Below are 15,669 nucleotides of genomic sequence, written 5' to 3'. Positions count from 1 at the left end.
ACCCCTTGCCTACCCCCTCTGTCTGACAGAGGATGCCCTGGCGGTACTCTGGTACCGCACCCCTTACCCTACCCCTCCCCACCCGCCTCACTCTGGAAAGCCTCTGTCGGCTTCGCACTAGCTCCATTTTTGGAGCCTAGCCGCGACGCCTACCGGCGTGGCTAGCCTAACCCCAACTCCGCCCCTCCAGCGAGGAGCGCTTGGGCAAGTGAGCGCGTGTTTCCCCAGCAACTACAATTAGCTAGCAATCAGCCATGACTACGCCCACCCTTTACCGGCCCGAGTTTGAGCACGATTCGTGCGGCACGGGTTTTATCACCTACATCGACGGGCGCAAAAGCCACCAGATTGTGGCCGATGCCCTCACAATGCTCGCCAACATGGAGCACCGCGGGGCCTGCGGCTGCGACTCCGACTCGGGCGATGGCGCGGGGGTACTTATTCAGCTGCCACACTGGTTTTTACTGGAGGAGTGCGTGGCGCACGGCATTCGGCTGCCCGAGCCGGGCGGCTACGGCGTGGGCATGGTTTTTTTTCCGAAAAAGGAAAAGCTGCGCGAGGCGAGCCGGGCCATCATTGCGGAGGCAGCGCAGCGGCTGGGTATCACGGTGCTGGGCTACCGGCCGGTGCCGGTGCGCACCGAGGGCATTGGCGTCACGGCTTTGTCGGCCGAGCCAACGATTGAGCAGCTATTTTTGGGCCGGCCGGCGGGGCTAGCCACCGAGGCCGACTTCGAACGCAAGCTCTACGTACTGCGGCGGTTGGTTATCAAGCTCTTGAAGGAGCAGGCGCCAGCCGCACTCGATGCGTTTTACTTCGCGTCGCTCTCGTGCCGCACGATTGTGTATAAAGGGCAACTGACGACGTTTCAGGTGGGCATGTACTACCCCGACCTGAGCGACGAGCGCGTGACGTCGGCTTTTGGGCTGGTGCATTCGCGCTTTTCCACCAACACGATGCCCTCGTGGAAGCTAGCCCAGCCGTTTCGCTACCTCGCTCATAATGGGGAGATTAATACGCTGCGTGGCAACCTAAACTGGTTTTACGCGGGCCTCCCTACCTACACCTCGCCCTACTTCTCGGCCGAGGAAATGGAGATGCTGCTGCCGGTGGTAGACCCTGGCCAGTCGGACTCGGCCTGCCTCGACAACATTGTGGAACTGCTACTGCACTGCGGCCGCTCGCTGCCCCATGTGATGATGATGCTGGTACCCGAAGCCTGGGACGGCAACGAGCAGATGGACCCACTCAAAAAGGCCTTCTACGAGTTCCACGCCACATTTATGGCCCCCTGGGATGGCCCAGCAGCGCTCAATTTCACCGATGGCACGCTGGTTGGTGCGATGCTCGACCGCAATGGCCTGCGGCCTTTGCGCTACGCCATCACCAACGACGGGCGCGTGCTGGTGGCTTCTGAAGCAGGGGTACTGCCGCTAGCCCCGGAGAGTATTATTAAGAAGGGCCGCTTGCAGCCGGGTAAGATGTTTGTGGTTGATACGGCGGCCGGCCGCATCCTCACCGACCGCGAAATAAAAGCGCAAGCCGCTGGCCAACAGCCGTATGGCACTTGGCTCGAAAACTACCAGATTCGGATGGAAGACCTGCCCGAGCCGCGCCAAGTGTTTACCGACCTCGGCGCGGAGGCCGTACTGAAGTACCAGCAGGTGTTTGGCTACAGCCGCGAAGACTTGGAAACTGTGCTTGCCCCGATGGCCCTCGACGCCAAAGAGCCCATTGGCTCGATGGGCGTGGACGTGCCGCTGGCGGTGCTTTCCGACCAGCCGCAGCACATCAGCAGCTACTTCAAGCAGTTCTTTGCGCAGGTTACCAACCCGCCCATCGACCCTATTCGGGAGCGGCTGGTGATGAGCCTAGCCACATTTATCGGTAATAATGGCAACATCTTGGATGAGAACCAGATGCACTGCCACTGCGTGGCCGCCAAGCACCCGATTCTTACCAATTTAGAGCTGGAAAAGCTGCGGAGTATTGACACGGGCTCCTTCCACGCCAAGACTTTGCAGACTTACTTCAAGGCCGATGGCAAGCCGGGCGCCATGCAGCGCGGCTTAGAGCGGCTTTGTCGCTACGCGGAAGACGCTGTCAGTGACGGCTTTGAGGTACTCATTCTTTCCGACCGGGCGATGGATTCGGAGCATGCGCCGATACCGTCGCTGCTGGCGGTATCGGCCGTACACCACCACCTCATTAAGCGCGGCATGCGCGGTTCGGTGGGCCTCGTAGTGGAGGCCGGCGATGTGTGGGAAGTACACCATTTTGCCTGCTTGCTGGCCTTTGGGGCCACGGCTATCAACCCGTACTTGGCGCTGGCTACCATTCAGACGCGCCACGCGGCGGGACATCTGGCGTCGGACTTGCCGTATAGCAAGTTGGCTTACAACTACATCAAAGCCGTGTGCGACGGACTGCTGAAGATTTTCTCGAAGATGGGGATTTCGACTTTGCAGAGCTACCACGGCGCGCAGGTGTTTGAGATTCTGGGTATCAACCAAAATGTTGTAGACCAGTACTTTACGGGAGCTGTGACGCGTATTCAAGGGCTGGGGCTGGACGAGATTGCCAAGGAAACGCTCTACAAGCATTTTCATGGCTTTAAGCAGGAGACGACCGTCGGCCCCGAATTGCTGGCCACGGGTGGCGTATACCAGTGGCGGCGCAAGGGCGAGGCGCACATGTTTGACCCTGAGACGGTTCACTTGCTGCAACACGCCACCCGCACCGGCAACTACGCTACCTATCAGAAATACGCCAAGCTGCTCAACGAGCATCCCAACCAGCTGTTTACCATTCGCGGGCTGCTGGGTTTTGCCAAGCACCGGCCGAGCATCGCGCTGGAAGAAGTGGAGCCAGCCGAGGCCATTATGAAGCGGTTTGCGACGGGCGCGATGTCGTTTGGCTCCATCTCGCACGAGGCGCATAGCACCTTGGCCATCGCCATGAACCGCATCGGCGGCAAGAGCAATACGGGCGAAGGTGGGGAAGACCCGCTGCGCTACGAACAGATGGAAAACGGCGATTCGATGCGCTCGGCCATCAAGCAAATTGCCTCGGCCCGCTTCGGTGTGACGGCGCACTACCTGACCAATGCCGACGAGCTGCAAATTAAAATGGCCCAAGGCGCCAAGCCTGGCGAGGGCGGCCAACTGCCTGGTCACAAGGTGGATGATTGGATTGCCAAAGTGCGCCACGCCACGCCGGGGGTAGGCCTCATTTCGCCGCCGCCGCACCACGATATCTACTCCATCGAAGACCTGGCGCAGCTGATTTTCGACCTCAAAAACGCCAACCGCGCGGCCCGCATCAACGTGAAGCTGGTGAGCAAAGCGGGGGTAGGCACCATCGCGGCGGGCGTGGCGAAGGCGCACGCCGATGTGATTCTCATCTCGGGCTACGACGGTGGCACGGGCGCGTCGCCGCTCAGCAGCATCCGCCACGCCGGCCTACCCTGGGAACTAGGATTAGCTGAAGCGCACCAAACGTTGCTGCGCAGCCAGCTCCGCAGCCGCGTGGTGCTGCAAGCCGACGGCCAACTAAAAACCGGCCGCGACCTCGCCGTGGCTGCCCTGCTAGGGGCCGAAGAATTTGGCGTAGCCACGGCGGCGCTCATCGCGGGCGGATGCATTATGATGCGCAAGTGCCACCTCAACACCTGCCCGGTGGGTGTGGCCACCCAGGACCCCGAGCTGCGTAAGTTGTTCAGCGGCAAGCCCGAGCACATTGTCAACCTCTTCCGCTTTTTGGCCGAAGAACTGCGTGAAATCATGGCTGAGTTGGGCTTCCGCACGCTGAACGAGATGGTGGGCCGCAGCGAATTTTTGAAAGTAAACTCCGAAGCCGGCCACTGGAAAGCCAAGCTCATCGACCTCGACGCGGTGCTGCACCCCGCCCCAAATATCTCGGGCGGCACCCTTTACAATAGCGAAAGCCAGGACCACGGCATCGCCGAGGTGCTCGACTGGCAACTGCTGGCACACGCCCAGCCCGCCCTGGAGCGCCAGGAGACCGTAATGGCTGAGTTCGACGTAAGAAATACCGACCGCACCATCGGCACGCTGCTCTCGAATGAGGTGGCCAAGCGCTACCAAGCCGCTGGCCTGCCTAGCGATACCATCCGCTACAAGTTTACTGGCTCGGCTGGGCAAAGCTTTGGTGCATTCTCTTCCAAAGGCTTGACTTTTAGGCTAGAAGGCGAAGCCAATGACTACGTGGGCAAGGGGCTAAGCGGGGCGCGGCTGGCCATTTTCCCGCCCGCCGCCAGCACGTTTATCCCCGAAAACAACATCCTCATCGGCAACGTGGCGCTCTATGGGGCAACCTCGGGCGAGCTTTACGTGCGCGGCAAGGCGGGCGAGCGCTTTGCGGTGCGCAACTCGGGCGCGACGGCCGTCGTGGAGGGGGTAGGCGACCACGGCTGCGAGTACATGACCGGCGGGCGGGTGCTGGTATTGGGTCGCACGGGCCGCAATTTTGCGGCGGGCATGAGCGGCGGTCTGGCTTGGGTCTACGACCCCACCGGCCAGTTCCCCGTGAACTGCAACCCCGATATGGTGGCGCTGGAAGGGTTGACGGAAACAGACGAAGCCGACATCCAGGCCTTGCTTAAAAACCACCACGAGCTAACGGGCAGCCACTTGGCTAATTTCCTGCTGGGCAACTGGGAGGAGGAAGCGGGGCGGTTTGTGAAGGTGTTTCCGCTCGAGTATAAGCGGGTGCTGGAGAAGGCAGCAACCCACTAAGTGCCTAAGCCACGTTTTAAAAGCAGTAACTACTTAGTTTGTAATGGGCAATATTACCGGCTTCAAAGAATACCCGCGCACTGTGCCGCCCAAAGCGGCCCCGACCGAGCGCGTGGCGCACTACCAGGAATTCATCGGCCTCTATCCCGAAAAAGAGCTGCATAACCAGGCCGCCCGCTGCATGAACTGCGGGGTTCCCTTCTGCCACTCGGGCTGCCCGCTGGGCAACATCATCCCCGAATTCAACGAGGCAGTGTATCGGCAAGACTGGCGCGAGGCGTACGATATCCTCTCGGCTACCAATAACTTCCCCGAGTTTACGGGCCGCATCTGCCCTGCGCCGTGCGAGTCGGCGTGCGTGCTGAGCATCCACAGCGCGCCGGTGGCCATTGAGGAAATTGAGAAGCACATCATCGAAATTGCCTTCGAGAAAGGCTACGTGCAGCCCACTGCGCCAGTGCTCAAAACCGGTAAAACGGTGGCCGTAGTGGGCTCGGGCCCAGCCGGGCTAGCGGTGGCGGCGCAACTCGCCGAGGCCGGTCACATCGTCACCGTTTTCGAGCGCGACCCGCACCCCGGCGGATTGCTGCGTTACGGCGTGCCCGATTTCAAACTCGAAAAATGGGTGATTGAGCGCCGCATCAAGCTGCTCGAAGACGCCGGCGTAACCTTCCGCTGCAACGTCGAAATCGGCCGCGATATGACCGCCGACGAGTTGCGCCGCACCTTCGACGCGGTGGTGCTGGCGGGCGGGGCTTCGGCCCCGCGCGAGCTGCCGCTGCCCGGCCGCGACCTCAAGGGTATTCACTACGCCATGGAATACCTTACCCAGCAAAACCGCCGCGTGAGCGACACGCCCGTGGACAGCGAGCACATTCTGGCCGATGGCCTCGATGTGGTGGTCATCGGCAGCGGCGACACGGGCTCCGACTGCGTGGGCACTGCCAACCGCCAGCAAGCCAGATCGGTAGCGCAGTTTGCCATGATGCACCAGCCCGGCGAGGAGCGCCCCGCGCACACTCCCTGGCCGCTTTACCCCACTATTTTCCGCACCAGCAGCTCGCACGAAGAGGGCTGCCAGCGCTATTGGGGCGTGAATACCAAGGCCTTCTTGGGCGACGAAAACGGCGACGTGCGCGCTCTGCTCGTGAGCGACGTCACGTGGGAAACCGACGACCTGGGCCGCCGCGTCCGCTTCGAGGAAGTGCCCGGCTCCGACCGCGAAATCCCGTGCCAACTGGTGCTATTAGCCCTGGGCTTTACCGGCCCGGCCAACGCGGGCTTGCTCGGCCAACTAGGGGTAGGCCTCGACACGCGCGGCAACGTGCACGCACCCGAAACTACCTACCATACCAGCGTGCCCGGCGTATTTGCGGCCGGCGATATGCGCCGCGGCCAGTCGCTCATCGTGTGGGCTATTTCGGAAGGCCGCGAAGCCGCCCGCCAAGTCGATATGTACTTGATGGGCAAGACGAACCTACCAAGCAAGAACGCGGTGGGGATGTTTGGATGAGAACTGGGAATTGGTCTAAAAAGGAAAGCCCCGCAAGCAGCTGCTTGCGGGGCTTTCCTTTTGGTTTTGGCCAAACTAGTATGTGTAAACAACGTGACAAGTCACTAAGGGGAGCAAGCTGAACAATCACCCCGCTGGCGACAGCGAATCTACTAATTCGCACAGTTCGTCGGTGTCGGTAAAAAGGGTGTCGCCGGCAAAGGCCAGGCTATCGAGTGAGCGCTGGGCGGCTTCGGGATGACCCGCGCCGCAGGCATCGCGCACCACTATGGGCAGGTAGCCGAGGTCGGCGGCGTGGCGCACAGTGGGCTCGATGCCGATTTCCATAGCTGCACCTATGAGGATGATGGTGCGCACGCCCAGGTCGCGCAAGGCGATGTCGAGCCAAGTGCCTTCGAAAGCCGACATGCTGAGCTTATCAAACACGGCTTCGCTGGCCAGGGGCGCCAGCTCGGGTAGCACACCGAGGCCGGGGCTATCGCGCAGAAACCAGGGGCGCACCTGGCGCGGGTCATCGGTGCGCTGCCAAGCCAAAGCCATGCGCATTTGGGCGGTGCCCATTAGCTCAACGGGCAGCGACAAATGCCGCGAAAAGAAGACGGGCAACCCAGCCGTGCGAGCGGCGGTTACTATTCGCAGCAGGCGGGCCGTAAGGGGCGCTGGCTCGGGCAACTGCGAAAAGATGCCTACTTGGGCATCATACACGAGCAGCGCTGGGCGCACTGCCCGCAGGCTTTCGGGCAAGGTGCGCGGCACCGGTAGGCCCCGGTGCATAGTAAAGGAGGCATCCATAGGCAAAGGCGAAGCGCATACTGGTGCGCCGCAATGGGTGGCAAACCAGCCTAAATTACACTTGAACTAGTGAATTAGTACGCAGCGGCTTACGCTGGCAGCCCAACTTTGTAGCCGCCCGTAGCCATGTTGCGTGCTACGCAAAAATGTGCCTACCCTACGCTAGCCTAACTGGCAATCCGTTGGCATAGCCTTGCCGGCACTAGCACGAGAGCTCATGGGTCGGCTCACCGCCACTAAATAACTCTACCAAATGCGCTAGCCCACCCGGCGAGTGCAGCGCCGCCGTTTGCGCCAGCGTTTCCTGCGCTACTGTGGCGGCGCGCTGACGCATAGACTGCTCGTAGGCAGCAATAGCGGCTTGCGCATTTGAAAATTGACTGTCGGCCAAGCAGTTGCTTAGCTCAAGTGCGTCGAGCATGGCCATGTTCACGCCTTCGCCGGCGTAGGGCGGCATGAGGTGGGCCGCGTCGCCGAGGAGGGTGAGGTTGGGCTGGGAGGCCCAGGCTTGGGTTGGGGGGAAGCAGTACTGTGGGCGGGGCACGAAGTAGGCGTGGTCGGCGGCAAATAACTCGTCCCAGAGGCTAGCCCAGCCCACAAACTCTTGCCGAAACCAGGTTTGCACCTGCGCTGCATTTTTGAAATCTATGCCGCTGTCGCGGGCCCACAACTCGGGGGTTTTGCAGCCGGTGTAGAACGCCAGGCCGCCGTCGCCTTTGGCGCTTACTATCAGGGTTTTTTCGTCGCCCAAGGCGAATATTTTGCCGCCTTGCAGCAAGGCGCAGATGCGGGGCGCGTGCTGCGCGGCGTCGGGCAGGGCGCCTTCTACCACCGTAATGCCGATGTAGAACGGGGTAACTGGCGTTACGAAAGGCCGGATTTTAGAGTTGGCTCCGTCGGCCCCAACTACGATATCGGCCGTGGTGGCAGTGCCATTTTGGAAGGTGATTTCCCAGCCTGGCCCGGCTGGCTTCATCGACGCAAAGTGGCTGTCCCAAACCACCGTGCCGGGCTGCAACGAATCGAGCAAGAGGTCGCGCAGCGGGCCGCGGTCGATTTCGGGGCGGAAGTGCGGGTCGCCAAAGGTGGCGGTTTGGGCTTCTGCGTGCTCGTCGAGCACGAGGGTGGCGTGCTGGTCTACGAGGCGCAGGTGCTCGGCTCCCGGCCGGTAATGCTTTTTAAACTCGTCGAGCAGGCCGGCTTGGCGCAGGGCAGCTAGCCCCGACTCGTGGTGCAGGTCGAGGGTAGCGCCCTGCACACGCACATCGCGGTCGCGGTCGCGCTCATAAACCTTGACGGTGGCACCACGCAGCTGGAGCAAGCGGGCGAGGGTAAGGCCACCGGGGCCGCCGCCGATGATGGCTATCTTCTTGTCTTGAATAAGCATGGCTGAATACGGGGTAGGATTCAGCACAAAACTATGGGGGGGGGTAGGGCGGCGAATTGTATAAATCGGTCGTCTTGGTTGCGGGCCAATTCTTTGGGGACCACGCCTGCGTATTTCTTGACTTCCCGAATAAAATGGGCTTGGTCGGCGAAGTTTTGCTCGGGAAATAGTTTACCAGCCTTAAGGTGCTGGAACGAGGCGCGAAACCGCAGAATATTGGAATAGGCTTTCAGCGGAAGGCCGAACATCTGCTGGAAATACCGATTAATTTGGCGACTACTCCAGGCGGCCGCGGTGGCCAACTCCTCCACGGCCAGCGCGCCATTGGAGGCGTAAAGTAGGTTGAATAGTTTGCGCTTGCGGGCATCTAGTTCGAGGGGAAGCAGGTGCATAATTTGCGCAGATATTTTCGCGCAAAAACCATCGAAATCGCTAAAATCCTCAGCAGTAATGCCCAGGTAGTCGGCGGGCAGGTAGCGGCCGGTATGCAGCAAATCTGCAATGCGAATGGGGAGGATGTATTCGACTGCCAAGAGCTTCCAACTGACGGCGAGCATCCGGCATTTGGGCGGAATGATTTGCGTGCTGGGCTGGCTATCCAGGCCGACAAGCGCGACGTGGTACGGCTCGGTGGCCGAGTCCGAAAATAGCACGTCGGGCCGGCCATCGGGCACGAGGGTTACGCGCTGCTCGCTATCGGAATGGTTTAGCAGCAGCCAGTAGCTTTCTACCAGTTCAGCGAGCGCTGGGGGCGGCTGCGCCACGCGGTAATCGAGGTCGCTGAAGGGCATTTTGCGCGCGGAATTAAGGTCGTTTTTAGGGGTAATGTACGGCCGCTCTGCTGGATGACCTCGCCCCTACCCCCCTCCCCGCGTAAGGAGATAGGACCCGAAGGCCCGCCACTAGTACCACCGCTTTAACCTGCTTCTAGACTGGCAGGCCAATGGTATAGGTGCCGATGTAGCCGCCGGTCGCCGCATCGGGAACGATATGGAGGAGGGTGTGGGCCAGCACGGTAGAAGACTCGCCAAATACGTGGTCGGCCGCGTTGGCGACGACGGAGGTATTGTTGCCGTGCTTGTTGTAGGGCGGCTTGGCGTACACGGCGGCATTGATGGCGTCGGGGAAGGCCACCTGGCTGATAAGCACCTTCTTTTTGCCAATAAATACTTCGAAGTGGATGTGGGTAATGCGGCCCTCGTACCAACCGGGGTAAATGCTCTCGAACGTGACCTGGCCGTGGGCGTCGGTGCGCTGGATGCCGCGGCAGAAGGTTTGGTTGGTAAAATCGCGGTTGCCGAGGTAGCCGCGCTCGCTGAACTCAGAATAGTAGCCGTCGGCGTCGCAGTGCCACACATCGATGCGGGCGTTGGGAATAGCGGCGCAGCCATTTTTGGTATCAACCAGCGTAAGGGTAAATTGCAGGGGTAGGCCCGCGCGCTGCTCGGCAATGCTGCGGCGCACCAGGGCGCCCTTGCTGCTGAGGTCGTAGGGAAAGGGGCCTTCCTCTAGCTCGGGGGTAGAGTAGCAGGCGCTGCCATCGGCGGTGTGGCCGGTGGGGCCGGGCTTGCTGGTATGGTGGGGCGGCGGGGGGCCACCAGGCCCCCCGGGGGGCGGGCCGCTAGGGCCGTCACCGGGTGGGGGGCCGCCTTTCCAGCCGGGCGGGGGACTGCCGCCCGGTGGAGGGCCTGGGCGGCCAGCAGTGCGGGCGCTGTCGGCTGAGGCGGTGCCGGTGTTGGCAGTTTGGCTACCATCGGAGGCGCAGCCGAGCTGCTGCAACAGCAGCGGGGCCACGGCCGAGCCCAGCGCTATTTTGCGAATAAAGTCTTTGCGGGTGAGCATACTAATTGAATCTGTTCGGGCATCAGGGTACCAACGAAACAAAATTCAGCTTAGCCCCGGGCTACGGGGCCATGCAATCGGCGGGGGTAGGCGGACTACCGACGAGCGGGGAAGAATCGCCGAATACGACCTGCCCGGCGGGCGGCCTCAATACTTCCGTTTTAGCGGGCTAAACCCCAGCAGTTCCTTCCCCGCTAAGGCGGCCGATAGCGCTTGGTACACCGGCTCTAAATCGAGCCGCGAGTTGCCTAATGCGCGCACCAGCAATACGTTGTCCCGCGCCTGAGTCACGGCCACTACATAGGGCCGGCCGGTTAGCTGCGCGTGCAGCTCGGTTTGGCCAGGGGGGGGTAGGCGGCGCAGCGCCGCGGCCAGCTGCTGAAAGCGCGCCGCACCGGGCGGCCCCACGAGGTACAGCGACAGTGCCGAATGATACGGCCCAAACGTGGCCTGCGAGGTAGCTAAATGCTCGGCGGGCCGCAGGGCAAAACGGTCGAGCACAACTAAGCGGCCACCCACGCTCACGCGTAGTTCGGTCGCGAAGGACGTGAAGGCGAATTTCTCGCCTATATCGGTGCGGCCGGCGTGCCACCAGTCGGCCAGCAGCAGGGTAGCGCTATCGGCCAGGTGCCAGTGCTGAGCTTGGTGGTAGCGGCTATTGGCCTGGGGCACCAAGGGGTCGGGCAGCACCACGGCCAGGGCGTTTTCGGCTACGTGGCCTTCGGTAAGCTGCTCGGCCTGGCGGCCATCTATCGACTTGAAGATGCGCGTATTGGCTTGCGTGGTGAGTAGCAGGCCGCTCCCCGCCTCGCAATGCACCCGCAGCCGGATGCTATCGCCGGCCACCAGGCCACCGCCGTAGCTGGCCAGTACGGCGTGGCAGGCGGAGCCGGCCGGCGCGGCAGGATTGATAATCTTGAGCGGCTGCATGCTGCGGCTGGCCACCAGCCGCGACTGCTGCCGCACCTGCGCCACCGCCAGCTCGCTCCACTGGTAGTCGGGAGGGTCGGGCATAGTTGGAGCGGCAAGATAGGGGCGCCCCGTGGCCCTACCCCCTTATTTGTGCACGAGGTGCAGCTCCTCAGCGGCAAATATGCGTGCGAGCTTACGCTTGCGCTCCACCAGCTGGAAGGTGGCGCGGTCGTCGCGCTCACTCCAAAATACGTCGGAAATAAGGCCGCGGTGCGGCAGCTGGCCGGGGGCCGGCTGCACCTCCTCCACCAAGTCGCCGAAGCTGAAAGTAGGCTTGTTGTACAGCTCTTTAAACAGCTCACCGCGCACCAAAAACTGCTGCTCGTCGTAGCGGATAGTTATCCAGTCCGAGTCGTCATCGGCGGGGCTTATCTTTTCAAACACCTTGCCCACGGGCTCCAGCAGCTCAAACGAACGGCGGTTGGCGGGGTGCAAGTAGCGGTAGCCGTAGGCGGGCAACCAGGCATAGAGACCGTAAATGAGGGGGGTAGGGCGGCGCATAAAAGGAAAATAACAGGTGCTCCACACGGGGAGAGGGCTGCTTAGCTACGCCTGGCTAACCAAAAAGAACCGGCCGTGGTTGCCGGCCCTATCCCACTAGCGGGCTTTTTGCCTGATTATCAACTAGTGCGGCTAGCAATATTATCGAAAATCCAGTTTGTTCACAATTTAGTAATACTGCCAAACCACCCTAGTACAGAAGGGCCAGTACATTTACTTTCTACCTTTTGAGGTGCAGTATTTTCCCATTTTCCTTCTTTTACTATGATAAACTTCTCCTCTTTCACTATTCGCCGTACCCTGTTTGCCGCCACGCTGGGGCTGCTGAGTGCGTCGAGTGCGCTGGCCCAAGCGCCCGTGGCCTTTACGGCCGGCAACTTTGTGGTGGTGCGCGTGGGCGATGGCGCGGCCGCGCTTAGCAGCGCCGCCACGGCTACTTTCCTGCAAGAATACACCCGCACGGGCACGCTGGTGCAAACCATTGCGCTGCCCACGGCCGACGCCGGCACTACGCTGGCCTTCACCGAAACCGGCTCTTCTACGGCCGATGCCAGCCTTTCGCGCTCGGCCGATGGCCGCTACCTCATACTGCCCGGCTACAACGCGGCCGCTGGCACGGCCGCCGTAGCTACTACGGCCTCGGCCACTACCAACCGCCTCATTGGGCGCATTGGGGCCGATGGCGTCCTCAACGCCACGACCCGTATTTCGGATGCTTTTAGCGGCACTACTGGCAGTGGGGTCAACATCCGGGGAGCCGCCTCGGCCAACGGCAGCTCGTTTTATGCGGTAGGCAGCGCCGGCGGGGTGGTTTATACCACGTTTGGCAACACGGGCGCCAGCACTACCCTCTCAACGGGTTCGCCAACTAACCTGCGGTCAGTTAATATTTTCGGAGGCAATCTGTACGTGTCGTCGTCATCGTCGCCCACGTTTGGGGTGCTGCAAGTGGGCACGGGCCTACCTACCGCCGCGGGCCAGACCCTGGCGCTGCTCAACGGCTTTTCTACTACCACCGGGCCTAGTTCGTACGGCTTTTTCTTCACTGACCAGAGCGCCGCGGTGCCGGGCCTGGACGTAGTATACGTAGCCGATGACCGCGCTACCGCCGACGGCGGCATCCAGAAATGGAGCCTAGTCGGCACTACCTGGACCCTGAATGGCACCATTGGCGGCAGCACCACGGCGGCGCTGCGCGGCCTGGCGGGCAGCGTGAGCGGCACTACCGTTACGCTAGTGGCCAGCGGGGGCGGCGGACTGTACGCCGTCACGGATAATGCGGGCTACAACGCGGCGCCTAGCATAGCCGCCCTACCGGCCGCCATTGCCACGCCGGGCACCAATACGGCGTTTCGCGGGGTGGCGCCGGCGCCGCTGGCCACGGCCCTCGCGGCCCGCACTGCCACCGCAGCCGAGTTGTCGCTCTACCCCAACCCCGTGCAAGACATGCTGACCATCAGCCTACCTACGGGCTCGGTAGCGGGCCACACGGCTGAACTGCGTGATTTGCTTGGCCGCTCGGTGCGCACCGCCGCCACCCTACCCCCCTCGGGCCAGTTGAGCCTGGCAGGGCTAGCGGCTGGCACGTATTTGCTCACGCTCGATGGCAGCCTGACGCAACGCATCAGCAAGACGGAATAAACCTATATTTTGCTAATTAACAGTCTATTGTTCAGCAAGAAGCTCCCGCCTTATGGTGGGAGCTTTTTTGTGGTATTTCGGCAGTGAGCGCGGCAGTTTTACTAGCAGGCTTCGTGAGCGCCCAAATTTGTGGGCGACTCGCCTAGTATTAATAAGCAATTTATTCTCAATATTTTACTAAACCTTCGCCAACTGAATTAGCCAAGTGCCACTGGCCAAAAATAACGCCTGCTATATCCGGAAGGCAGCGGTACTCGTACACAGGTGCTTTAACTGCTGGCCGCGCCAGTTGGCCCTGTCTGTTGGGGCCAGCGCGACAGCTTTTTTTTATGTCCACTTCTACCGCCTCAAAACGCGCCGCTAAGCCGGCTGCGGCTGCCTCTAAGGCTACTAATACTCCTACTACGGCCCCCAGCGCGGCCCCCGTTCGCGAGGGATTTGGGGCCCTACCCCACCCCGGCGGCACCACCTTCCGGGTGTGGGCGCCGGCCGCCAGCGCCGTATCGGTGGTGGGCACTTTTAATAATTGGGACAAGCAGGCGCACCCGCTGCAAGCCGAAACCGATGGCAACTGGGCCGCCGACTTGCCCGGCGTGCAAGCCGGCGCAGGCTACAAGTACGTGCTGCAAACCCCCGCCGGCGAGCTTACCCGCAACGACCCCTACGCCCGGGCCGTCACCAACTCGGCGGGACACTCGCTGGTATTTGACCCCTTTGATTTTGACTGGGAAGGTGATAATTTTCAGATGCCCGTTTGGAACGACCTGATTATTTACGAGCTGCACATTGGCACTTTCAACGTGAAGCAAGAAGGCCAACCTGGCACGTTTCGCGATGTGATTGAGCGCTTGGACTACCTGAGAAATCTGGGTGTCAATTGCATCGAGATTATGCCGGCTACCGAGTTTCCGGGGGCGTATTCGTGGGGCTACAATCCGTCGAACCCCTTCGCGCTCGAAAGTGATTATGGCGGGGCCGAGGGCTTCCGCGAGCTGGTGAAGGCGGCGCACCAGCAAGGCATTGCGGTGATACTGGATGTGGTGTACAACCACTTCGGGCCCGGCGACCTCGATTTGTGGCAATTTGATGGTTGGCAGGAAAATGATGGCGGCGGCATTTATTTTTACAACGACTGGCGCGCCAAAACGCCCTGGGGCGACAACCGCCCCGACTACGGCCGCCCCGAAGTGCGCCGCTACATCCGCGACAATGCCCTGATGTGGCTCGAAGACTACCACTGCGACGGCCTGCGCATGGATGCCATCGCCTTCATTCGCAACGTGAATGGCGAGGAAGACCCCGGCGCCGACCTGCCCGATGGCTGGAGCCTGATGCGCTGGGTAAACGAGGAAATTCGCAACCGCCAGCCTTGGAAAATTACCATTGCCGAGGACTTGCGCTCGAACCCCGCCATCACGGCCGGCCCCGACCAGGGCGGCGAGGGCTTTTCGGCCCAGTGGTCGGCGTCCTTCATCTACCCGGTGCACGAGGCGCTTACCCAAATGGAAGACCGCGACCGCGACATGCACGCCGTGAGCCGCGCCATTTGCACGGCCTATAATGGCGATGCCTTCCAGCGCGTTATCTACACCGAAAGCCACGACGAGGTAGCCAACGGCAAAAGCCGCCTACCCGAAGAAATCATGCCGGGCAATGTAGACAACTACTTCGCCAAGAAGCGCATGGTGCTGGGCGCGGGCTTGGTGTTTACGGCGCCGGGCATCCCGATGCTGTTTCAGGGGCAGGAATTTTTGGCGCCCGGCTCGTTCAACGACACCGAGCCGCTACAGTGGGATTGGGCCGAAGCCCACGGCGGCCTCACCCAGCTCTACCGCGACCTGATTGCGCTGCGGCGCGATTTGCGCGGCGTCACGCCGGGTTTGCGCGGCCAGGGCTGCCACGTGTCGCATGTGAATAACGACGACAAAATCCTGGCCTTCGCCCGCTGGGACGACAGCCCCGAAAACGCTACTATCGTGGTCATTAATTTCGCCAACCAATCGCAGCAGGGGTACACCATCGGCTTGCCCGCGGGCGGCGAGTGGACGGTGCGTTTCAACTCAGACTGGGCCGGCTACGATGCGGACTTTCAAGACTTCCCGTGCTTTGGCACCCACACCGAAGACGGTGAATACGATGGCTACGCCCAGCACGGCCACCTCGACCTGGGGCCGTACGCGGTAGTTATCTTGTCGCGCGGCTAAGCCGCTGCCTAGCTGACTACAAAGCGAGGGGGTAGGGAAGGCGTTCATCCGAACGTCCTC

General features: G+C 61.5%; 10 protein-coding genes. 4 read left to right on the top strand and 6 right to left on the bottom strand.

From position 1 onward, the window contains the following. Window positions 1-254 precede the first annotated feature (254 nt). Complete coding sequence (gene gltB, locus GO988_RS00595; protein WP_157561599.1) at window positions 255-4,757, top strand: glutamate synthase large subunit; 4,503 nt, start codon at window positions 255-257, stop codon at window positions 4,755-4,757. A gap of 43 nt (window positions 4,758-4,800) precedes the next feature. Continuing rightward, complete coding sequence (locus GO988_RS00590) at window positions 4,801-6,270, top strand: glutamate synthase subunit beta (protein ID WP_157561598.1); 1,470 nt, start codon at window positions 4,801-4,803, stop codon at window positions 6,268-6,270. A 126-nt stretch (window positions 6,271-6,396) separates the two neighbouring features. Here GO988_RS00590 and GO988_RS00585 read toward each other — a convergent pair whose 3' ends face one another. The 6 genes from GO988_RS00585 to GO988_RS00560 all read right to left on the bottom strand — a co-directional run bounded on the left by GO988_RS00585 (window position 6,397) and on the right by GO988_RS00560 (window position 11,764). Next, entirely contained in the window at window positions 6,397-7,062 is a 666-nt protein-coding gene (locus tag GO988_RS00585; protein WP_157561597.1) for a cysteine hydrolase, read from the bottom strand. Window positions 7,063-7,264: 202 nt separating this feature from the next. Continuing rightward, entirely contained in the window at window positions 7,265-8,449 is a 1,185-nt protein-coding gene (locus tag GO988_RS00580; protein WP_157561596.1) for an FAD-dependent oxidoreductase, read from the bottom strand. A 20-nt stretch (window positions 8,450-8,469) separates the two neighbouring features. Continuing rightward, entirely contained in the window at window positions 8,470-9,240 is a 771-nt protein-coding gene (locus GO988_RS00575) for a helix-turn-helix domain-containing protein (RefSeq protein WP_157561595.1), read from the bottom strand. Window positions 9,241-9,376: 136 nt separating this feature from the next. Beyond that, window positions 9,377-10,291 (bottom strand): intradiol ring-cleavage dioxygenase, encoded by a 915-nt coding sequence (locus GO988_RS24335; RefSeq protein ID WP_157561594.1) that lies wholly within the window; start codon window positions 10,289-10,291, stop codon window positions 9,377-9,379. A gap of 147 nt (window positions 10,292-10,438) precedes the next feature. Next, on the bottom strand, window positions 10,439-11,305 hold the full coding sequence (locus GO988_RS00565; protein ID WP_157561593.1) for an urease accessory protein UreD: 867 nt from the start codon (window positions 11,303-11,305) through the stop codon (window positions 10,439-10,441). A 42-nt stretch (window positions 11,306-11,347) separates the two neighbouring features. Beyond that, on the bottom strand, window positions 11,348-11,764 hold the full coding sequence (locus GO988_RS00560; RefSeq protein ID WP_157561592.1) for a DUF6960 family protein: 417 nt from the start codon (window positions 11,762-11,764) through the stop codon (window positions 11,348-11,350). A 264-nt stretch (window positions 11,765-12,028) separates the two neighbouring features. Between GO988_RS00560 and GO988_RS00555 the strand changes: the two genes are divergently transcribed. Further along, window positions 12,029-13,405: a T9SS type A sorting domain-containing protein gene (locus GO988_RS00555; protein ID WP_157561591.1), complete on the top strand. Its 1,377-nt coding sequence runs from the start codon at window positions 12,029-12,031 to the stop codon at window positions 13,403-13,405. Between the two features lie 329 nt (window positions 13,406-13,734). Beyond that, window positions 13,735-15,609, top strand: a complete 1,875-nt coding sequence (locus GO988_RS00550; protein WP_157561590.1) for an alpha-amylase family glycosyl hydrolase — start codon at window positions 13,735-13,737, stop codon at window positions 15,607-15,609. Window positions 15,610-15,669: the final 60 nt, after the last annotated feature.

The organism is Hymenobacter ginkgonis, assembly GCF_009755225.1.
Taxonomy (GTDB): Bacteria; Bacteroidota; Bacteroidia; order Cytophagales; family Hymenobacteraceae; genus Hymenobacter; species Hymenobacter ginkgonis.
Note: the sequence above shows the minus strand (reverse complement) of the source record. Positions and strands in the feature narration are given on the sequence as shown.